Below are 21,133 nucleotides of genomic sequence, written 5' to 3'. Positions count from 1 at the left end.
AAGCATGGCCGCTTGCCCGTACTCCCATGAACAAGGAGGGTTTTCATGGATCTCGGTCTCAAGAAGAAGGTCGCCGTCGTCACCGGCGCGTCGGTGGGCATCGGCCTCGCCGTTGCGGAAGGGTTCGCCGCCGAAGGCGCGGACGTTCTGCTGGTGGCGCGCGGCAAGGAGCGCGTCGAGGCCGAGGCGGCGCGCATCGCCGCCGACCATGGCGTCAAGGCGGCCGGCATCTCTGCCGACGTCGCGACCGCTGAAGGAGTGGCAGCCATCGTCGAGGCTGCACGGGCCGAGTTTGGCGGGGCGGACATCCTGATCAACAACGCCGGCACGGGCTCCAACGAAACCATCATGGAAGCGCCCGACGACAAGTGGCAGGCCTATTGGGACCTCCACGTCATGGCGGCGGTGCGCCTGGCGCGTGGCATCGTTCCGCAGATGAAGGCGCGGGGTGGCGGCGCCATCATCCACAACGCCTCGATCTGCGCGGTTCAGCCCCTCTGGTACGAGCCCATCTATAACGTCACCAAGGCGGCGTTGATGATGTTCTCCAAGACGCTGGCGAACGAGGTCATCAAGGACAACATCCGCGTCAACACCATCAATCCCGGCCTTGTGCTGACGCCGGACTGGATCAAGACGGCCAAGCAACTGACGGCGTCCAGCGGCGGCGACTGGGAAGGCTATCTGCAAGGCATCGCCGACGAGAACGCGCCGATCAAGCGCTTCGCGTCGCCGCAGGAGCTGGCGAATTTCTTCGTGTTCCTGTGCTCGGACAAGGCCAGCTACAGCGTCGGATCGACCTATTTCGTCGATGGCGGCTGGCTGAGGACGCTCTAGGTTTCCCCGGCCCCGGGAGCCCGCCCGCACCATGAAGGCTCCCGGGACAGCCGGACAAAACAGGGCTCAATAACGCCTCCCGGCGCGAACGGTTCCCCAACCGTGTGTTTTGCGGTGTGCGCGGGAAGTTCAGGCGGCGCGGGCGCGCGAGCGAAGGCGCGCCCGGTCGTCGTCGCGCGGCAGCTTCAGGTCCCGCTGCAGGCGGAACTGTGACGGCGTGATGCCGATGAAGCGCACGAAATTGCGGTTGAAGGTCGACAGGACATTGTAGCCCACCTCATAGCAGATGGTGGTGATGGAGTCGTTCGTCTCCGCCAGCTGCTGGCAGGCCTTATAGACGCGCAGCCGGTTGATGTATTCGACGCAGGTGCAGCGCGTCTGCTTCTCGAAGAGATGGGAGAGGTTCGGCGGGCTCATTCCATGGACCCGGGCGATCTTCTCGCAGGTGAGATCGCTCGAGGTGCAGTGCTCGGCGATGTATTCGAGGATGGCCGTCAGGCGGTCGGCGGAATCGTCCTGGCCGCTGGGAGGCGCGACCGACAGCGGCACTCGCTCGACATCGCCCGAAAGGCAGGCCAGCAGGCGAAAGAAGAGGGCGAGGCGGTCCAGGCTGTCGGCCTCGAGCAGCGCCACCATGATTTTCTCCACCTCCTCCGAGGCCTTCGGAGAGAACTCGAGCCCGGCTCGCGACTCGTCCAGCAGCCGCTCCAGCGGTGCGCAGTCGCGAAACGAGCGCATGCAGATGGCGGCGAATTCGGCGGAGAACTGGACAACGACGTCGCGGCCATGAACGAGCCCGTCCCCGGCCTCGTCGCCCGGCTCGATGGCGGTCGTCACCCACATGTGCGGCAGGTTCGGTCCCGTCATCACCACATGGCCCTTGTCGAACTGACCGGCATGGGTGCCGACATAGAACGAGCCGGACGTCTTGCGGATGAGGTGGACCTCGTACTCGGGATGGTAGTGCCAGCCCGTGTAGGGATAGGGGTACTCGTGGGTGAAGGCCAGGAACGTGTTGCCCAAGGGGGCGGTGATGATCTCGCGAAGCGCCTGGGCAAACATGACTTTCCTCCCTTGATCCTCGCGCCGGACGAGCCCTTTCCCCCAAAGGGCTCCGACGGTCTCCCAGCCGCTCGCTCGCTCGCGCCCGCGTCGACAAGAATTAATCAAGCACCGGCAATTTGCGCGCGCGCCCGCTTTGTAAAATCGACCATGCGGCTGGCGGCTAGACTGGGGGCTATTCTCCCAGCCGTCTTTGATTTTCCTCAATTTTCGAAAGAACGGCAGTGTCGGGCTGCGACAAGATGGCTCGCAACGCTGCAAAAATGGCGTCGATATGGTGGGCAATTGCCCGCACCGTCATCGGACGCTCACAAGAATTGCAAATATGACCCCAACCGCTGCGTAGCCAATGAAAATTTGCGGGAGCATGGTCCAGCTCGCGTTCGCCTGGGTCCGGAGGAAGAAGTCCCTGCCTGTCCCAAGGTTGAATCTTTTGGATAGGAGGGTCCTTCAAATGAAAAGCATGATCGTGTCTGCCGTTATCGCGGCGGGACTTCTGGCTGGCGTGTCTTCGTCCGGCGCTCTTGCGGCGGATGCTGTGAAGATCGGCTTCTCCAACCGCACACTCAATGGCGCGTTCTTCAACGGTCTGACCGAATACATGAAGAAGACGGCCGACGAGGCGGGATACGAGATCATCACGACCGACGCCGCCGGCAACATGAACAAGCAGATCTCGGATGTGGAGGACATGCTCGCCCAGGGCATCGACTATCTCGTCCTCAATCCCCAGGACCCGGCCGCGGGCGTCAAGATTGCGGAGATGGCAAGCCGCAAGGGCGTTCCGGTGATCGATCTCGACAGCGACATTTCCCTGTCGGCGCCGGTCATCACCCGCGTCATGGCCAACAATCGCGAGAACAACCACCTGATCGGCGAGTTCGCTGTGAAGCAGTTCGCCGGCAAGCCGATGAACGTCGTCGTCATCTCCGGCAACCAGGGCAATCTCGTCGGCCAGGCGCGCCGCGACGCCTTCATGGAAGGCGTGATGGAGGCGCAGCTGCGCGACTATGGCGAGACCAACTTCAAGGTCGTCGCGCAAGGATGGGGCAACTGGGACCAGCAGGGCGGCCTCAAGGCCATGGAGGATGCGCTCGTCGCCCACGGCGACCAGATCAACGCCGTCTATTCCGAGATGGACGACATGGCGCTCGGCGCCATCCGGGCCCTGAAGGCGGCCGGCAAGCTCGAGGACGTCAAGGTCTACGCCCATGACGGCTACAAGTATTCTCTCGAGGCCATTCGCCGGGGTGAGCAGCAGGCGACGGCATCGAACAATCCGAAGCTCTTGTCCGAAAAGACCATCGAGATCATCAAGAAATACGAGGACGGTGAGCGGACATTCAACAACTACGAGTACATCGATCCTATTCTGATCACCAAGGACAATGTCGACGAGCATTATGACGAGAAGTCGATTTTCTAAGGTTTGACGAAGAGCGGGCGCCAGCGCCCGCTCTTTTGCCATCCGGGGACAGGTCGGAGGAACCGGGAACCATGACGAACTACGCCATCGAGATTCGTGGTGTCGAAAAAAACTTCGGCGGCATCCGCGCGCTCTCGAACTTCAATCTCAAGGTCGAAAAAGGCACCGTTCACGCCATCTGCGGCGAAAACGGCGCCGGCAAGTCGACCCTCATGAAGATCCTTTCGGGGATCTACATCAAGGATGGCGGCACTGTCGTTGTCCACGGCGAGGAGGTGAATTTCACCAACCCGCAGCAGAGCCGGGCGAGGGGCATCGGCATCGTCCACCAGGAACTGGCGCTTTCGCCCGATCTTTCTGTGGCCGAGAACATCTTCCTCGACGATCTCGGCCAGGGCGGCCAGACGGTCAACTGGAAGGAGATCAACGATAAGGCGGGGCGCCTGCTGACCTCCTTTGGCTTTCCCATCGATCCGAAAAAGCGGGTCGGGGATCTTTCCGTCGCCTACCAGCAGATGGTGGAGATCACCAAGAGCCTCGCCAAGGACGTCTCGATCCTCATTCTGGACGAGCCGACGGCAGTGCTCGCCGGCCCCGAGATCGAGATTCTCTTCTCCAATCTCAGGATGCTGAAGGCCAAGGGCGTCACCATCCTCTACATCTCCCACCGCCTGGAAGAGATCTTCCGCATCGCCGACGCCATCACCGTGGTGAAGGATGGCGTGACGGTGACGGACCTCGACCCGAAGACCTGCACCGAGAAGGACGTGGTCACGGCGATGGTTGGGCGTGAGCTGAAGTCGCTCTATCCGCCCAAGGACACAAAACTTGGCGATGTCCACTTCGAGATTCGCCATCTCACGAGACGCGGCGTCCTGGACGACATCAACCTCACGGTTCGCAAGGGCGAGATCGTCGGTCTCGCCGGTCTCGTCGGCTCGGGCCGCACCGAGATCGCCGAGTGCATCTTCGGCATCGCCTCCTATCAGAAGGGCGAGATCCTGAAGGCCGGCCAGCCGGTGCGCGTCTCCCATCCCGCCGATGCCGTGCGCCAGGGCATCGGCCTCGTGCCGGAGGACCGCAAGCGTCAGGGCGCGGTGCTCGCCATGGGCATCGACGAGAACATGACGATGTCGAAGCTCTCGGGCGTCTCGAAGCTCGGCGTCATCCGCCACGGCCAGGAAACAAGTCTCGCGGCAAGCCTCAAGGACAAGCTGCGCATCAAGCTCGGCCGCCTCACCGATCCTGTCTCGAGCCTCTCGGGCGGCAATCAGCAGAAGGTGGTTCTGGCCAAATGGCTGAACGTCGGCTGCGACTTCCTCGTCTTCGACGAGCCGACGCGCGGCGTCGACGTGGGCGCCAAGTCCGAGATCTACAACATCATCCACGGTCTGGCGGAGGAGGGCTGCGCCCTTCTCGTCATTTCATCGGAGCTGGTCGAGCTCATCGGGCTTTGCCACCGGGTCTATGTCATGAGCGAGGGGCACGTGACGGGCGAGCTTTCGGGCGACCAACTCACCGAGCCCGCGATCATGTCGCTCGCCATCCCGAAGAGGATGGCGTCATGACCCGGCTTTCCAACACCATTCAAGCCAAGACCGATCGGGGGGAACGGCTATGAACGCTTCTGCATCGGGCGCCGCATCGACGCCTTCGGCCGGCCAGGGCGCCGCTTCGGCCAAGCAAGGCCGCTTCAGCATCGTCGGGCTGCTGCTCGAACACTCGACCTTCGTGGTCTTCATCCTGATGCTCATCGTGGCGATGATGCTATCGGACCGTTTCTACTCGGTGACGAACCTCACGAACATCCTGCGCCAGTCGGTGCCGCTCGGCGTCGTCTCGCTCGGCCTGCTCTTCGTCATCCTGACCGGCGGCATCGATCTTTCGGTCGGCTCACTGATGGCCCTCGTCTCTGTCACGGTGGCGCTGGTCATGCCCGGATACGGGCTCTGGGGCGCGATCCTCGCCGGCCTCGTCGCCGGCACACTCTGCGGTGTCATCTCGGGCACTCTCGTCGCCTATTTCCGCATCGCACCGTTCATCGCGACCTTGGCCATCATGACAGTGGCGCGCGGCGTCGCGCTGGTGGCCTCCAAGGGCCAGCCGGCCTTCATTGACAATGTCGCCTTCAACGACTTCGGCGTGAATTCCCTCGCCGGCCTGCCGCTGACCCTCTACGTGCTGATCGCCTGCTTCGCCATCGCCCTCTTCATCTACAAGAAGACGGTGTTCGGGCGGCTGGTCATCTCCATCGGCTCCAACGAAATCGCCACGCGCTTCGCCGGCATCCGCGTCGAGCGCTACAAGTTCGCCGTCTATGCCATCTCGGGCTTTGCCTGCGCGGTGGCGGGCATCGTCGCCTCGACGCGCACCGGCGTCGGCTCGCCGATCCTGGCCATCGGCTTCGAGCTCGACGCCATCGCCGCCGTCGTCGTCGGCGGGGCGAGCCTGTCGGGCGGCCGCGGCAAGGTCTTCAACACCATCATCGGCGCGCTGATCCTCTCGGTCATCTCCAACATCATGAACCTGATGAACATCCCCGGCTATCACCAGCAGATCGTCAAGGGTGTCATCATCATCCTGGCGGTGATGCTGGAGAGCCTGAAGCTGCGCTACGCCTCGCGTTCCTGATCCCATCCGGAGATCGAAGATCATGACTGAGCTCAACCAGCAAAACCTCTCCCGCCTGCCCGCCAGCGTCGAGCGCCCGCGCTACGACCGCTCCAAGGTCAAGGTTGGCATCGTCCACTTCGGCGTCGGCGGCTTTCACCGCGCCCACCAGGCGATGTATCTCGACCGCCTGATGGACATGGGCGAGGCGCTCGACTTCGGCATCTGCGGCGTCGGCGTCATGCCGGCCGACATGAGGATGCGCGACGCCCTCAAGAAGCAAGACTGCCTCTATACGATGGTGGTCAAGCATCCCGACGGCCACTACGACGCCCGCGTCATCGGCTCCATCGTCGACTATCTCTATGCGCCGGACGACCCGGAGGCGGTGATCGAGCTGATGGCGGCGCCGACGACCCGCATCGTCTCGCTGACGGTGACGGAGGGCGGCTACAACTTCCACCACGTCACCGGCGAGTTCCAGCTGGAGACGCCGGACATCGCCCATGACCTTCAGGCCGGCGCGACGCCGAAGACCTTCTTCGGGCTTATCGTCGAGGCCGTGGCGCGGCGGCGGGCGCGCGGCATCGCGCCCTTCACCATCCTGTCCTGCGACAACATCCAGAGCAATGGCGACGTCGCCAAGGCGATGTTCACCGCCTTCGCCAAGGCCAAGGATGCCGATCTCGGCGCGTTCGTCGAAAAGGAGGTCGCCTTCCCGAACGACATGGTGGACCGCATCACGCCGGTGACGGCGAAGACCGACATCGAGGAGCTCTTCAAGCGCTTCGACGTCGAGGACGCCTGGCCGGTGGTGTGCGAGCCCTTCACCCAGTGGGTGGTCGAGGATCATTTCCCGCTCGGCCGGCCGGCCTACGAGAAGGCCGGGGCGCAGATGGTCGCCGATGTGGTGCCCTACGAGCTGATGAAGCTGCGCCTGCTCAACGCCAGTCATCAGGCGCTGACCTATTTCGGCTACCTTGCGGGCTACCGCTACGCTCATGAAGTCGCCGACGATCCGCTCTTTGCCGAGTTCCTGATGAACTACATGACGCTCGAGGGCACGCCGACGTTGCGCCCGGTTCCCGGCGTCGATCTCGCCGATTACCGCAAGACGCTGATCGAGCGCTTCGCCAATCCGGAGGTGCGCGACACGCTCGCCCGCCTGTGCGCGGAAAGTTCCGACCGCATCCCGAAGTGGCTGCTGCCGGTGGTGCGCGAGAATCTCGCGAGCGGCGGCGAGGTGCGGCGCAGCGCGGCGGTGGTCGCCAGCTGGGCGCGCTATGCGGAAGGAAAAGACGAAAAGGGCGAGCCCATCGAGGTGGTCGACCGCCTCAAGGACGAGCTGATGGGTATCGCTCAGAACAATCGGAAAAATCCGACCGCCTTCATCGAGAATCGCGAGGTGTTCGGCGATCTCATCGACGATCCGCGCTTCGTGGAGCCCTACAAGGAGGCCCTGGCCTCGCTCTACGAGGTGGGCGCGAAGGAGACGGTTCGGCGCTTCCTGTGATGCTGAGCGGCGGCTTGCAAGCCGCCGTGACGCCGGCCGCCGGGGCGAGGGCGCTCCGACCCAATGCCTTCCCCTTGCGCGGCCCTGATGTGGCTTCCGCGTCGGCCCGCTTCGCCGATGCGGAAGCCCGTTTCCTCTAGAAGCACCCTTCTCGAGGCCGTTTGACGGCTGCCCCCTCGACAGCGGGCATGCGGGTGCCACATCATTTCACCGACGCCGCATCCCTGTCGCCGTCCGATCCGCGTTCCCGCCCGGATCGGGCGAGGAAGTCGGCGCGACGGCGGGAGAGGTGGAGGGCGGCCGCGAGAGCGGTGCGGCCTCCTGCGAAGCCGTGACGGCCGTCGGGGAGGCGCGGCCGGTCATCGGAAGTCCTGCGGGGGCGGGGCCGCGAGGAGCGCGACCGTTCCGCCGCCGGGCAAGACAACGATCGGCCGATACGCTCGGCGCACTCAGACCCGATTGGAGAAGACCACCCATGGACACCAACATCGTGCATTCGCCGCTTGATGGCGATGCGATCAAGCAGGCCGCCCAATCGATCAGTTCCGACGAGATGACGCTGCTCGACCGCTATTGGCGTGCCGCCAACTACCTCTCGGTCGGCCAGATCTATCTCATGGGCAATCCGCTGCTTCGCGAGCCCCTGAAGTTCGAGGACACCAAGCCGCGCCTGCTCGGCCACTGGGGCACGACGCCGGGCCTCAACTTCATCTATGCCCATCTCAACCGCATCATCGTGCGCGACGACTGCAAGGTGCTCTACATCTGCGGCCCCGGCCACGGCGGCCCCGGCATGGTGGCCAACACCTATCTCGAAGGCTCCTACAGCGAGATCTATCCCGAGGTCGGCGAGGACCTGGCCGGGCTGAAGTCGCTGATGAAGCAGTTCTCCTTCCCCGGCGGCATTCCGAGCCATGCGGCGCCCGAAACGCCCGGCTCCATCCATGAGGGCGGCGAGCTCGGCTACGCCCTGCTCCATGCCTATGGCGCGGCCTTCGACAACCCCGATCTCGTGGTCGCGGCAGTGGTCGGCGACGGCGAGGCCGAGACCGGGCCGCTCGCCGCGTCGTGGTTCTCCAACAAGTTCCTCAACCCGGTGCGCGACGGCGCGGTGCTGCCGATCCTTCACTGCAACGGCTACAAGATCGCCAATCCGACGCTGTTCGGCCGCATGGAAGAGGGCGAGCTGAGGAGCCTTTTCGAAGGGTACGGCTACGACCCGATCTTCGTCTCCGGCGACGACCCGGCGGTGATGCATCCGCTGATGGCGGCGACGCTGGACGCCTGCTTCGCCCGCATCCGGCAGATTCAGAAGGACGCGCGCGAGAGCGGCAAAGCCGGCGAGCCGCGCTGGCCGATGATCGTGCTGAAGAGCCCCAAGGGCTGGACGGGGCCGAAGGAGGTGAACGGCAAGAAGGTGGAAGGCTTCTGGCGCGCCCATCAGGTGCCGATCACGGACACGAGGACCAAGGCGGACAGTCTGAAGCTCCTCGAGGAGTGGATGAAGAGCTACCATCCCGAGGAGCTCTTCGGCGAGGATGGCCGGCTGTTGCCCGAACTGAAGGCCCTGGCGCCGAAAGGCGATAAGCGCATGGGCGCGCTGCCCGAGGCCAATGGCGGGCTTTTGCGCCGCGATCTCGACATGCCGGACTTCCGCGACTACGCGGTCGCGGTGCCCAGGCCCGGCGGGTCGACCGCCGAGGCGACGCGCGAGCTCGGCAAGTTCCTGCGCGACGTCATGAAGCGAAACGAGGCGCACAAGAACTTCCGCATCATGGGTCCCGACGAGACGGCCTCCAACCGCCTCGACGCCGTCTTCCAGGAGACGGATCGCGTGTGGATCGAAAAGCGCGAGTCCTTCGACGAGAGCCTTGGCGAGAACGGCCGCGTCATGGAGGTTCTGTCGGAGCATCTGTGCCAGGGCTGGCTGGAGGGCTATCTCCTCACCGGCCGCCACGGCTTCTTCTCCACCTACGAGGCGTTCATCCACATCGTCGATTCGATGTTCAATCAGCACGCCAAGTGGCTGAAGATCACGCGCGATCTCGAATGGCGCAAGCCCATCGCCTCGCTCAACTATCTCCTGACGAGCCACGTCTGGCGCCAGGACCATAACGGCTTCACCCACCAGGACCCCGGCTTCATCGACCATGTGATCAACAAGAAGGCCGACATCGTGCGGGTCTACCTGCCGGCGGACGCCAACTCGCTTCTGTGGGTGGCCGATCACTGCCTGACCACCTGGGATCGCATCAACGTGATCGTGGCCGGCAAGCAGCCGGCGCCCCAGTGGCTGACCATGGAGCAGGCGGAAAAGCACTGCCAGGCCGGCATCGGCGTCTGGGACTGGGCGTCCAACGACGAGGACGGGGAGCCCGATCTCGTCATGGCCTGCGCCGGCGACGTGCCGACGCTGGAGGCGCTGGCGGCGGTCGACATCCTGCGCAAATACATGCCGGAGCTGAAAATCCGCGTCGTCAACGTGGTCGACCTGATGACGCTCCAGTCGCACGGCGAGCACCCGCACGGCCTCACCGACATGGCGTTCGATGCCCTGTTCACCCGCAACAAGCCGGTGATCTTCGCCTTCCACGGCTATCCGTGGCTGATCCACCGCCTGACCTACCGTCGCGCCAACCACAACAACATCCATGTGCGCGGCTACAAGGAAGAGGGGACGACGACGACGCCGTTCGACATGGTCGTGCTCAACGACCTCGATCGCTTCCATCTGGCGCTCGATGCCATCGACCGGCTTCCGGGCTGGCGCAACCAGTCGGGCTCGGCGGTGGAGTACTGCGAGGCCAAGCTCAAGGAGCACAAGGCCTATGTCCATGAGCACGGCGAGGACATGCCGGAGATCAACGGCTGGGGCTGGCCCTACGGCACGGCGGCGCGCACCGGCGACTGATCCGGCGCGGGCACATTCCGCCAGCGGCCTTGAATGGCCTTCGCGGAGCGGCTTCGGCCGCTCCGTTCTTTTATGGAAGGCGCGATCGCCGGGAGCCGCGTCAGCGCGAGAAGATCGCCTGCGAGATCAGGCGCGAGATTTCCTTGATGGGCGTGCGGCCGGAAAATTCGAAGCGCACACATCCCAGCGTCGAGAAATAGACCTCGAGCTCGGTGTCCATGTCGAAGGTGCCCGCCGTCTCCACCGAATAGGCGACGATGTTCTTGTAGGGCAGCGAGGTGAAATCCCGCTTCGATCCGGTCAGACCCTGGACGTTGACCGCGATGATGCGCCTGTCGGTGAAGACGGCGCCGTCGCGCATCGACTTGAACGAGGCGAGAACCGCTTCGCCCGGCACGAGCAGATCGGCGACGGTCTCGGCGTAGTCGTCATTGGCCTTCAGCTTGAAGACGGCCTTGTTCTCAAAATCGATCATTCGAATCGCTCCATCGCTCGCTTCAGCACACGCCGGGTGCCGTTTCGCCTCCGTAACGCTCAGGCGGCGCTGGAAGGACAGAGACGAATATGGGGTCGGTCCGCCCGTCTGCCGACGGCTTGGCGTCTCACGCGCTATCCATCTGTCGGCCAAAAGTGTCATGAGACGAGCCCGATGGCCGATCGGCAACCCGCTCGGTATGTACTGGGAGAAGGAAATCTTCCGTAGCCGGCTGCGCAAATGGCGCCGGATGGGCGCAGGCTCGAGCCACTCAACGAACTTGGCGATGGTGTGCAGAGGAAAATGGTGGAGCCAAGGGGAGTCGAACCCCTGACCTCTTGAATGCCATTCAAGCGCTCTCCCAACTGAGCTATGGCCCCATCCACTGCTGTTGCGCCGGGTCCTTCGACCGGGCTTCCGACGTTTCGGTCCGTTTTGGGTTCGGACCCCGTCGGGGCAACGGCGGTTCATTACTGAAGCTGCCGGCCAAGATCAAGCGTCATTTCACGAAAATCGCGAAGAGGCCGTCTCTGGCCGGTCTGAAAGGGCGCTGCCACCCTGCCGTGGCCGACCGCCGGGCCAGTGGCGCCGGAGATCAGGCCGCTCCTTCCCATCCGCTCCGACGACGGGGAGAAATGGGAGGGAAGCGATTCGTTTTCGTTGGCGGGCTTGGGGTCGCGTTCGCGGCCCGCCCGCAGGCGGATCGTCGGCGGCACTCCGCGAGCCCCGCCGTCGATCGTTAGCCTCTATTCCTCGTCGTCGTTGCGACCGCCGCCGATGAAGCCGGTCATGTCGTCGTCTTCCTCGTCTTCCTCGAGGAAGGTGTCGTCCTCAGCCTCGCTGGAGTCTTCCTCGTCGTCTCCGAGATCGGGCAGGTCGTCGTCGGCGCCCGCCTCCTCTTCTTCCTCGACATCCGAGAGAGGAACGGTGGTGGGCGATTCGGCGGCTTCGACGACGTCGACCTCCGCCTCTTCTTCCTCGGCCTCCGGCCGAGTGCTTTCGCTCTCGAAATAAGACCGCGGGTAGGCGACGCCAGTATAAGGCGACACGATCGGGTCCTTGTTGAGGTCATAGAACTTGCGCCCGGTTTCCGGGCAGATGCGCTTGGTGCCGAGTTCTGGTTTCGCCATCGTCGCCTCGTCTTGATGCTGGGCCTGTTCCAACACCCTTTAAATCCGGTTGGTCCCTTACGGTCTTGCCGTAACCTTGTCAAAGCCGGTGAAAGCCCTTCTGTCAAAGGGTGGATGAAGAAGAAAGCCCATGGTAACGAGCAGCCTTAACGGGTGAGCGGCAGGAGCGAGCATGAAGCCAGAGCCTATGGCGGCAAAGCCGATTCGGGCGCGGCGGGCGGAGTGCCTTTCGGGCGCGGCCCGCGTGCCGGGCGACAAATCCATTTCCCACCGCGCGTTGATGCTGGGGGCGCTCGCCGCCGGCCGCACGCGGATCACCGGGCTTTTGGAGGGCGAGGACGTGCTCGCCACCGGCGCGGCCATGCGCGCCATGGGCGCCCGCATCGCCCGCGACGGCGCGGCATGGCTGGTGGACGGCGTCGGCAATGGCTGCCTTCTCGAACCGGAGGCACCGCTCGATTTCGGCAATGCCGGCACCGGCGCGCGCCTGACCATGGGGCTCGTCGGGGCCTATGATTTCGGCGCGACCTTCGTCGGCGATCCGTCGTTGTCGAAGCGGCCGATGGGGCGCGTGCTCGATCCGCTTCGGCTGATGGGATGCCAGGTCGCCGCCCGGTCGGGAGACCGGCTGCCGCTGACGCTCCACGGGCCGCGCACGGCCGCGCCCATCGTCTATCGCCTGCCCATGGCCTCGGCCCAGGTGAAGTCGGCCGTGCTCCTCGCCGGGCTCAACGCGCCGGGCGTGACCACGGTCATCGAGCCGGTGGCGACGAGGGACCACACCGAGAAGATGTTGATCGGCTTCGGCGCCGAGCTTTCCGTCGAGACGGACGCGGCCGGCGCCCGCCAGATCGCGGTGGTCGGGCAGGGAACGCTCGGCGGCATCGCCGATCTGGTGGTGCCGGGCGATCCATCCTCGGCAGCCTTCCCGTTGGTCGCCGCGCTGATCGTGCCCGGCTCGGACGTCGTCATCGAGAACGTGCTGCTCAATCCGACACGCACCGGCCTCATCGAGACGCTGATCGAGATGGGCGCCTCGATCGCCATCGAGAACCGGCGTTCGGCCGGCGGCGAGGAGGTGGGCGACCTGCATGTGCGCCATTCGGCCCTGAAGGGCGTCAACGTGCCGGCGGAGCGCGCGCCGTCGATGATCGACGAATATCCGGTGCTCGCCGTCGCGGCGGCCTTTGCCGAAGGCGAGACGCGGATGCAGGGGCTTGGCGAGCTGAGGGTCAAGGAATCGGATCGTCTTGCCGCCGTCGCGGCGGGCCTTCTTGCCAACGGCGTCACACATCAGGCCGGCGAGGACTGGCTCGTGGTCACGGGGCGGCCGGACGGCAAGGGAATGGGCGGCGGCACCGTTGCCACTCATCTCGATCACCGCATCGCCATGAGCTTCCTCGTCCTCGGCCTCGCCGCGGAGCGGCCGGTGACGGTCGATGACGGGCGGATGATCGCCACTAGCTTCCCCGAGTTCCTGTCCCTGATGACGGCGCTCGGCGGCACGTTGGACGATGTTTCGGAGGAGGGGAGATGATTCGGCCGCGCCTCACCATCGCCATCGACGGGCCGGCGGCATCCGGCAAGGGAACGCTCGCCCGGCGGATCGCCGCGACCTATGGCCTCGCCCATCTCGACACCGGCCTCTCCTATCGCGCTGTCGCCAAGGCGCTGATCGACGCGGGCGCCGCGCTCGACGACGAGGCGGCGGCGAGGAGGGCGGCCGAAGTGCTGGACCTCTCGGCGCTCGATGCGGGCATTCTCTCCGACCATGTGATCGGCGAGGCCGCCTCGAAGGTCGCCGTCATGGTTCCCGTGCGTCAGGCCCTGGTGGCGGCGCAGCGCCGCTTTGCCGAGACGGGCAAGGGGGCGGTTCTCGACGGGCGCGATATCGGAACCGTCGTCCTGCCCGACGCGGACGTGAAGCTCTATGTCACGGCCTCGGCCGAGCGAAGGGCCGAACGCCGCCATGCCGAGATTCTCTCCAAGGGTGGGGACGCGCGCCTGGAGGACGTGCTGGAGGACCTGAAGCGGCGGGACGCGCGCGATATGGGGCGCGCCGATTCGCCGTTGAAGCCCGCCGCCGACGCGCACTTGCTCGACACCAGCGAAATGGATATAGAGACGGCGTTTCAAGCGGCCTGCGATCTCGTCGATCGTCACCGGGCCGAGTGAAATTCATTCATCAGGGCGGCCCTGGCTCACAGGGCACGCCCTTTTCTGGCATGGACGGGCGATATCCCTTGTGGGAGCCGTCTTTCCATTCCAGCATGAATCTGCATTTCGGCGGTCCGCCGCGCCGATCGAACCGCCTGGGCAACCCCCGGCCTTTCGAGCCCGCGATCCTTCAATCGAGGAGAGCGGGCTGGACCGCCGACGATGCAATGATCAACACGAACCCATATTGGCGCCGTCCGGCTTCATCGACAGTTGTCGGGCATCCAAGGAGAAAGAATGTCGAATGTGAACCTGCCGCGCGATGGCAAGCCGTCTCGCGATGATTTCGCCGCCATGCTGGAAGCTTCCTTCCAGGACCACGACGTCGCCGAAGGCTCCGTGGTCAAGGGAACCGTGGTCGGCATCGAAAAGGACATGGCGGTCATCGACGCCGGCCTCAAGGTTGAGGGCCGCGTCGCGCTGAAGGAGTTCGGCTCCAAGGGCAAGGACGGCGAGCTCAAGATCGGCGACACCGTCGAGGTCTATGTCGAGCGCATCGAGAACGCCCTCGGCGAGGCCGTGCTGTCGCGCGACAAGGCGCGCCGCGAGGAGAGCTGGGTCAAGCTCGAAGAGAAGTTCAACGCCGGTGAGAAGGTCGAGGGTCAGATCTTCAACCAGGTCAAGGGCGGCTTCACCGTCGATCTCGACGGCGCCGTGGCCTTCCTGCCGCGCAGCCAGGTGGACATCCGGCCGATCCGCGACGTGACGCCGCTGATGAACACCCCGCAGCCCTTCCAGATCCTGAAGATGGACAAGCGGCGCGGCAACATCGTCGTCTCCCGCCGCACCGTCCTCGAAGAGAGCCGCGCCGAACAGCGCTCCGAGATCGTCCAGAACCTCGAAGAGGGGCAGGTGGTCGAGGGCGTGGTCAAGAACATCACCGATTACGGTGCGTTCGTCGACCTCGGCGGCATCGACGGCCTGCTGCACGTGACCGACATGGCATGGCGCCGTGTCAACCATCCGACCGAGATCCTGCAGATCGGCCAGACGGTGAAGGTGCAGATCATCCGCATCAACCAGGAAACGCACCGCATCTCGCTCGGCATGAAGCAGCTCGAGGCGGATCCCTGGGACGGCATCGGCGTCAAGTACCCGATGGGCGTCAAGGTCACGGGCCGCGTGACGAACATCACCGACTACGGTGCGTTCGTCGAGCTGGAGCCCGGCATCGAGGGCCTCATCCACGTTTCCGAGATGAGCTGGACCAAGAAGAACGTCCATCCGGGCAAGATCCTCTCCACCTCCCAGGAGGTCGAGGTGGTCGTGCTCGAGGTCGATCCGGTCAAGCGCCGCATCTCGCTGGGCCTCAAGCAGACCCTGCAGAACCCCTGGGAAGCCTTCCGCGATGCTCATCCGGTCGGCACCGTCATCGAGGGCGAGGTCAAGAACAAGACCGAGTTCGGCCTGTTCATCGGCCTCGAAGGCGATGTGGACGGCATGGTCCACCTCTCCGACCTCGACTGGAACCGTCCCGGCGAGCAGGTCATCGAGGAGTTCAACAAGGGCGACGTGGTCAAGGCGCAGGTTCTTGACGTCGACGTTGACAAGGAGCGGATCTCGCTCGGCATCAAGCAGGTTGCGGGCGATCCGTTCGTCCAGGCTTCCGAGAGCGGCGAGATGCGTCGTGGCTCGGTCGTCACCTGCGAGGTGACGGGCGTGAAGGACGGCGGCCTCGAGGTGAAGATCGTCGATACCGACCTCACCTCCTTCATCCGCCGCGCCGATCTCGCTCGCGATCGCGACGAGCAGCGCCCCGAGCGCTTCTCGGTCGGACAGAAGGTGGACGCTCGCGTCACCCAGTTCGACAAGAAGGCCCGTCGCGTCGGCGTCTCCATCAAGGCGCTGCAGATCGCCGAGGAGAAGGAAGCCGTTCAGCAGTACGGCTCGACCGACTCCGGCGCCTCGCTGGGCGACATTCTTGGCGCCGCGCTGCGGGGCCGTCAGGACGACAATTCCTGACACCAAGACGCCCGGCGGCTTTCGCCGGGCAACTGATTCGGCCCGCGGTGCGTGACGCTCCGCGGGCTTTTTCTATTTTGGCAAGGCTTGAAGGCGTGCGACGTCAGTTTCGGGCCAGCCTGAGGTCAGCTTTAACCCAGGATTCATCACGGCGCGGCATGCTCTCCCCGGTCAAAGGATCGGGTGCCTTACCGTGTTGCGTCAGGAACAATTTGCGGCGCGTGCCTTCGAGGACGTCCTCGACGAAGTCTGGCATGCCGGGCTCGGGGAAGAGGGCGAGGATCGCGCCTTCCGGATGACGTCCGACGGCTTCTGGAACGTCCTGTCGACCATCGAGGCGGCCTTCGGTCCGACGGCGGCGGACCAGGCGCGCGAAGGCTATGCGCTCCACGCCGGATCGTCTCCCGATCTCCGCCCGTTCAACGCCGATCCCGCGATGGTGGCGGAAGAACTCGGGCCGCTTGACGGGCTCTCCGTGGAGGAGTTGAAGCGGCTTCGCCGCCGATTCGCCGCGACGAACCATCCCGACCTTTTCGGCCCGCAGTTTCGCGAGACGGCGAACCGGCGCATGACGGTGGCCAACGCGCTCATCGACGGGGCCTTGAAGGCGGCGTCCTAAGCCCGCCCCGCTCTCGACTTGCCGCGCGGATCTATTCCCGGCCAGAGAGAGCGGTCGCGACCTCCTTGCTCACCAGCGGCAGGAAGATCTGGTCGACGATCTCGATGACGACGTCCCTCGGCACGGGGCGAAGCGTCATCAATAGCTCGTTCCTCAAGAGATCGGCAGGAAGGGCCGTGATGCGCGGCGTGACCCTGGCCGCATCGATCTCGCCGCGCGCGATGCCGCGCTCGAGGATGATGTCCATCCACTTCTGCTCGCCCACCGCAAGGCGCGACCTGAGGTCGGCCGGTGTCGTTCCGGTCTCCGCGAAATAGTCGCGCATCTGGGCGATGAGAACGAGGCCGGTGCCGGCGCCGCGCTTTGCGAATTGCAGAAGAATGTCGATGAGATCGCCCCTGAGGCCCCCGGTGTCAGGAATCTCGACAGGCGTCTTACGAACGTTGTGGCGCACGGCGGCGACCGCGAGATCGGCGAGGCTCGGCCAGCGGCGATAGAGCACCGTGCGGCTGGTCGCCGCGCGCTGGGCCACGCTTTCCATCGTCAGGCGGCCATAGCCGGTTTCGATCAGCTCTGCCCAGGCCGCGTCCAGAATGGCATCTTCAAGCGCCGAGCCCCGGCGCCTTTCTCTTTTGGTCACGGACAGTTCACCACTTTAAGGAACGCCTACGTACCCTATTGACGTCAATATGCCAGAATATTAGGTACACATCTGTTCCTTATCATGCAAGCAGCCCCTGCTTCCGCCCGCTCCGAGACCAATGCGGGAACGCCGGGACCTTTCTCGATACCCAGGGTAATGCTCATGAGCACGTCCGCCGAGCCAGCTTCCCCGCCCGCCCAAGTTGCCGAGCGGCCCGCCCCGCTTCCCTCGGGCGGCGCGCCGCTGCGCCGCCGCACGCGGAGAGGGCTGCGCTTTCTTCTCATGATCAGCCTGCCGCTGCTGCTCGCGGCCGGAGGCGCCTATGTCTACGTCACCGGCGGCCGCGATGTCGGCACCGATGACGCCTACATCCAGCAGGATCTCGTCAGCGTCATTCCCCAGGTCAGCGGGCGGATCGTCGAGGTGGGCGCCCACGAGAACGAGGTAGTCGCCAGAGGCAGCCTCCTCTTCGCCATCGACGACGCCGCCTATCGCAACAACGTGGAGCAGGCCGAGGCGGCGGTCGCGTCGGCGAGGCTTGACGTCGAGAAGCTGAAGGCGGCCTATGCCAAGGCTGTGGCGAAGCGGAAAACGTCGGAGGATGCGGTCGAGATCGCCAAGGCGCAGCAGAAGCGCCAGTCCGATCTCGCGGGTCATGGCATCGTGGCGCAGGCGGCGCTCGATCAGGCGAACCTGACGCTCCAGAACGCCGCGGGTGATCTCGTCTCGTCCGACCAGGACATCGCCAGCGCGCGGGCCGCGCTGGGCGGTGACCCGGATATTATGACCGACGCGCACCCCGAGGTCATGGTGGCGCTGGCAAAGCTTCACTCGGCCGAGCTCGACCTTTCGCGCACCAAGGTCTACGCACCCGTCGACGGTGTCGTCACGCTGACGAATCTCCTCCAAAAAGGTCAGTACGTCGCGCCGGGAAGCTCCGTTCTCGCGCTGGTCGAAACAAGTTCGACGCACATCGAGGCGAACTACAAGGAGTCCGATCTCACTCACATGGCCGTCGGTCAGCCGGCGAAGGTGACGGTCGATGCCTATCCCGACGTGACGCTCAAAGGGCGGGTCGAGAGCATCGGCGCGGGCACAGGTTCCGCCTTCTCGCTCATCCCAGCGCAGAACGCTTCGGGCAACTGGGTGAAGGTGGTTCAGCGCCTGCCTGTGCGCATTGCGCTGGATGATCCAAAGGGTGCGCCGCCGCTCCGCGTTGGCCTGAGCGTTGCGGTCGACGTCGATACCGGTCACGCGCGCGGCCTGCCGAAATTCGTCGTGGCGGCGGCCGAGCGGCTCGGACTTCAGCGCCTTCTCGACGCGGCCCGGCCGCCGCGCGGTTATGCGGAAGTGCGTCGGTGAGCGAGGCCTCACGGCGCGGGCCGGCCGCGCCCACCGACAGGGCGGCCAAGGCTGCTGGCGAGACGATCGAGGTGCGCCACAAGGGGCTGCTCACCCTTTCGATCATGCTGGCGACGGTGATGCAGGCGTTGGATTCCACCATCGCCAACGTGGCGCTGCCCTCGATGCGCGGATCGTTGGGCGCGGGGCAGGACCAGATAACCTGGGTGCTCACTTCCTACATCGTGGCGGCGGCAATCATGACGCCGCTCACCGGCTGGCTCACGGACCGCTTCGGGCTGCGCCAGGTGTTCAACACCTCGGTCGCCGGCTTCACCATCATCTCCATGGCCTGCGGCATCGCCTCCAGCCTCAACGAGATGGTTCTGTTCCGCGTTCTCCAGGGGCTGTTCGGCGCCTGCCTGGTGCCGCTCTCCCAGACGGTGCTCCTCGACATCAATCCCAAGGAGAGGCACGGCCAGGCGATGGCCTTCTGGGGCGCCGGCGTCATGCTCGGGCCGATCATCGGCCCGACGCTCGGCGGCTGGCTGACGGAAACCTTCGACTGGCGCTACGTCTTCTTCGTCAATCTGCCGGTGGGCATTCTCGCCTTCTTCGGCATCCTGTTCTTCCTGCCCAAGGTGCCCTCGCGGCCCCGCGTCTTCGATTTCATCGGCTTCTTCATGCTATCGCTCGCCATCGGCGCGCTGCAGATGATGCTGGATCGCGGGCAGGACCTTGACTGGTTCGCCTCGAGCGAAATCTGGATCGAGACCGGGCTCGCGGTCAGCGGCATCTGGATGTTCGCCTTCCATATCGCCGGCAGCGACCACCCTTTCATCGACCCGGTGATCCTCAAGGACAGGAATCTCATGACGGCCGTTCTGCTGGTCTTCATGGTGGGCGCTATCCTCCTTGCCGGCTCGGCGCTGCTGCCGGGAATGCTGCAGAACATCCTGGGCTATCCGGTCAGCCTCACCGGCCTCGTCCTGGCGCCGCGCGGCCTCGGAACGATGATGGCCATGATGGTGGTCGGGCGTCTCGTCGGACGTGTCGACGTCAGGCTGCTGATCCTGTTCGGCCTCGGCCTTACCGCCTACTCGCTCCACATGATGACCGGCTATTCCGTCCTCATGGGGCGCTCGCCGATCGTCAGCAGCGGCATCGTCCAGGGCTTCGGTCTCGGCTTCGTCTTTGTGCCGCTGTCGACGATCGCCTTCTCAACGCTGGAGCCGCGCCACCGGGCGAACGCGGCCGGGCTCTTCAGCCTCGTGCGCAACATAGGCTCCTCCATCGGCATCTCGCTCGCCTCGGCCATCCTGTCGTGGAACATCGCCATCAACCGCACCGAGATGACGGGCAAGCTCACGCCGTCCTCGCCGCGCCTCACCGGCGTTCTGGAGGGAACCGGCCTCGATCACGCGACGCTCCTGTCGGTGATCAATTCCCAGATCACCGCGCAGGCATCGATGATCGCCTATATCGACGACTTCAAGCTGATGATGCTGGTCACGCTCGCCCTGATGCCGCTCGTGCTCATCATGAGGAAGCCGACGATTGCCGGGCGATAGGTCGTCCGCGTTCCACGGCTGGCGGCCGCAGCACCCCGTCGGCGACGAGGCATTCCTCAACGGCAATCGGCTGAACGCGGAGATTCGTCCAGCTTGTCGGAACCAAAATCTCATACAATAAGTTCCTCAGAAGTATCGCTAGATATAATCGTTTTTAAATCGGGGCATCCTTGGGGATTCGGCCCATCTTGCGCTTCATATGGAAATCTGTTCTTCTTCAAGTATTGAGCGATTCCTGCGGCGCTCGACGATGCAAGGCAGACTTACATTATATCTTGTATTGTTTTGCGTATTAGATCCGTGCTTTGAGTGCGGCCGCCTCGTGGAGGAACTGGAGGCAGGCGCCGGAGCGGTGACAATGCACTCTTGCGGTCGTTAGGCCGTGATATCGGGAGAGTCGTAATGAGTGACGCGAAGCGTATAGCTATCGTCGATGACGACGTGATTATTTCGTCCTTCTTTATGGATGTCTGCGAGCTGCATGGCGGCGAGGTGGTCGGCATGGCCCATGAGGCGGACGAAGCAATCGATCTCATCACTCGCGAGAAGCCGGACTTCGTGCTGATGGATGTGCGCCTGGGCGGCAAGCGGGACGGGATTGATGTGGCGCAGGCGATCCAGGCGATCCATGAGATGCTGCCGGAGACCAGAATCATTTTCATCACGGGCTCGAGCGAGCCGGAACTGCTCAAGCGGATCGGTTCGGCGCCCGTCTTCCAGCTCATGATCAAGCCGGTGATGTGCGCCGATCTGGTGAAGGCTCTTGGCTTGGGCGAGATGCAGCGCTACCGCATGTCGGCTTGAAGGCCGGCACAC

Annotated in this window: 17 protein-coding genes and 1 tRNA gene; 13 read left to right on the top strand and 5 right to left on the bottom strand. The window is 64.6% G+C overall.

Going from position 1 to position 21,133, the window contains the following annotated elements; all coding sequences use genetic code 11:
- Positions 1–45 precede the first annotated feature (45 nt).
- A complete protein-coding gene (locus B5D38_RS09745) occupies positions 46–837 on the top strand; it encodes an SDR family NAD(P)-dependent oxidoreductase (RefSeq protein ID WP_078708199.1) in 792 nt (263 codons plus the stop codon).
- Positions 838–966: 129 nt separating this feature from the next.
- On the opposite strand, the gene B5D38_RS09740 is transcribed toward B5D38_RS09745, so the two are convergent.
- Positions 967–1,899 (bottom strand): AraC family transcriptional regulator, encoded by a 933-nt coding sequence (locus B5D38_RS09740; RefSeq protein ID WP_078708198.1) that lies wholly within the window; start codon positions 1,897–1,899, stop codon positions 967–969.
- A gap of 454 nt (positions 1,900–2,353) precedes the next feature.
- On the opposite strand from B5D38_RS09740, the gene B5D38_RS09735 reads away from it, so the two are divergent.
- The 5 genes from B5D38_RS09735 (at position 2,354) to B5D38_RS09715 (ending at position 10,359) form a co-directional block, all read left to right on the top strand.
- Positions 2,354–3,325, top strand: a complete 972-nt coding sequence (locus B5D38_RS09735; protein WP_078708197.1) for a substrate-binding domain-containing protein — start codon at positions 2,354–2,356, stop codon at positions 3,323–3,325.
- Between the two features lie 71 nt (positions 3,326–3,396).
- On the top strand, positions 3,397–4,893 hold the full coding sequence (locus B5D38_RS09730) for a sugar ABC transporter ATP-binding protein (protein WP_078708196.1): 1,497 nt from the start codon (positions 3,397–3,399) through the stop codon (positions 4,891–4,893).
- A 49-nt stretch (positions 4,894–4,942) separates the two neighbouring features.
- Complete coding sequence (locus B5D38_RS09725) at positions 4,943–5,956, top strand: ABC transporter permease (protein ID WP_078708195.1); 1,014 nt, start codon at positions 4,943–4,945, stop codon at positions 5,954–5,956.
- 22 nt (positions 5,957–5,978) lie between these two features.
- Positions 5,979–7,448 (top strand): mannitol dehydrogenase family protein, encoded by a 1,470-nt coding sequence (locus B5D38_RS09720; protein ID WP_078708194.1) that lies wholly within the window; start codon positions 5,979–5,981, stop codon positions 7,446–7,448.
- 475 nt (positions 7,449–7,923) lie between these two features.
- On the top strand, positions 7,924–10,359 hold the full coding sequence (locus B5D38_RS09715) for a phosphoketolase family protein (RefSeq protein WP_078708193.1): 2,436 nt from the start codon (positions 7,924–7,926) through the stop codon (positions 10,357–10,359).
- Positions 10,360–10,459: 100 nt separating this feature from the next.
- Here B5D38_RS09715 and B5D38_RS09710 read toward each other — a convergent pair whose 3' ends face one another.
- The 3 genes from B5D38_RS09710 to B5D38_RS09695 all read right to left on the bottom strand — a co-directional run bounded on the left by B5D38_RS09710 (position 10,460) and on the right by B5D38_RS09695 (position 11,964).
- Complete coding sequence (locus B5D38_RS09710; protein ID WP_165690822.1) at positions 10,460–10,834, bottom strand: PH domain-containing protein; 375 nt, start codon at positions 10,832–10,834, stop codon at positions 10,460–10,462.
- A 304-nt stretch (positions 10,835–11,138) separates the two neighbouring features.
- Positions 11,139–11,214, bottom strand: a tRNA-Ala gene (locus B5D38_RS09705).
- Between the two features lie 366 nt (positions 11,215–11,580).
- Positions 11,581–11,964, bottom strand: a complete 384-nt coding sequence (locus tag B5D38_RS09695; RefSeq protein ID WP_078708259.1) for a TIGR02300 family protein — start codon at positions 11,962–11,964, stop codon at positions 11,581–11,583.
- A gap of 172 nt (positions 11,965–12,136) precedes the next feature.
- On the opposite strand from B5D38_RS09695, the gene aroA reads away from it, so the two are divergent.
- The 4 genes from aroA (at position 12,137) to B5D38_RS09675 (ending at position 16,762) form a co-directional block, all read left to right on the top strand.
- Complete coding sequence (gene aroA / locus B5D38_RS09690) at positions 12,137–13,501, top strand: 3-phosphoshikimate 1-carboxyvinyltransferase (RefSeq protein ID WP_078708190.1); 1,365 nt, start codon at positions 12,137–12,139, stop codon at positions 13,499–13,501.
- On the top strand, positions 13,498–14,139 hold the full coding sequence (cmk, locus tag B5D38_RS09685; protein ID WP_078708189.1) for a (d)CMP kinase: 642 nt from the start codon (positions 13,498–13,500) through the stop codon (positions 14,137–14,139). Before aroA ends, cmk begins: the two co-directional genes overlap by 4 nt.
- Before the next feature lie 279 nt (positions 14,140–14,418).
- Positions 14,419–16,143: a 30S ribosomal protein S1 gene (gene rpsA, locus B5D38_RS09680; protein ID WP_078708188.1), complete on the top strand. Its 1,725-nt coding sequence runs from the start codon at positions 14,419–14,421 to the stop codon at positions 16,141–16,143.
- Between the two features lie 193 nt (positions 16,144–16,336).
- A complete protein-coding gene (locus B5D38_RS09675; protein WP_165690821.1) occupies positions 16,337–16,762 on the top strand; it encodes a hypothetical protein in 426 nt (141 codons plus the stop codon).
- Between the two features lie 31 nt (positions 16,763–16,793).
- Here the strand turns inward: B5D38_RS09675 and B5D38_RS09670 are convergent, their stop codons facing one another.
- Positions 16,794–17,402, bottom strand: a complete 609-nt coding sequence (locus B5D38_RS09670) for a TetR/AcrR family transcriptional regulator (protein ID WP_207552923.1) — start codon at positions 17,400–17,402, stop codon at positions 16,794–16,796.
- 165 nt (positions 17,403–17,567) lie between these two features.
- On the opposite strand from B5D38_RS09670, the gene B5D38_RS09665 reads away from it, so the two are divergent.
- The 3 genes from B5D38_RS09665 (at position 17,568) to B5D38_RS09655 (ending at position 21,121) form a co-directional block, all read left to right on the top strand.
- Positions 17,568–18,767 carry an HlyD family secretion protein gene (locus tag B5D38_RS09665; protein WP_245319010.1) on the top strand — a complete coding sequence of 400 codons (1,200 nt, stop codon included), beginning with the start codon at positions 17,568–17,570 and terminating at the stop codon, positions 18,765–18,767.
- Positions 18,768–18,832: 65 nt separating this feature from the next.
- On the top strand, positions 18,833–20,317 hold the full coding sequence (locus B5D38_RS09660; RefSeq protein ID WP_280949382.1) for a DHA2 family efflux MFS transporter permease subunit: 1,485 nt from the start codon (positions 18,833–18,835) through the stop codon (positions 20,315–20,317).
- A 402-nt stretch (positions 20,318–20,719) separates the two neighbouring features.
- Positions 20,720–21,121 (top strand): response regulator, encoded by a 402-nt coding sequence (locus B5D38_RS09655; RefSeq protein WP_078708184.1) that lies wholly within the window; start codon positions 20,720–20,722, stop codon positions 21,119–21,121.
- Positions 21,122–21,133: the final 12 nt, after the last annotated feature.

Source organism: Consotaella salsifontis, from assembly GCF_900167365.1.
GTDB classification, from domain to species: Bacteria; Pseudomonadota; Alphaproteobacteria; order Rhizobiales; family Rhizobiaceae; genus Consotaella; species Consotaella salsifontis.
Note: the sequence above shows the minus strand (reverse complement) of the source record. Positions and strands in the feature narration are given on the sequence as shown.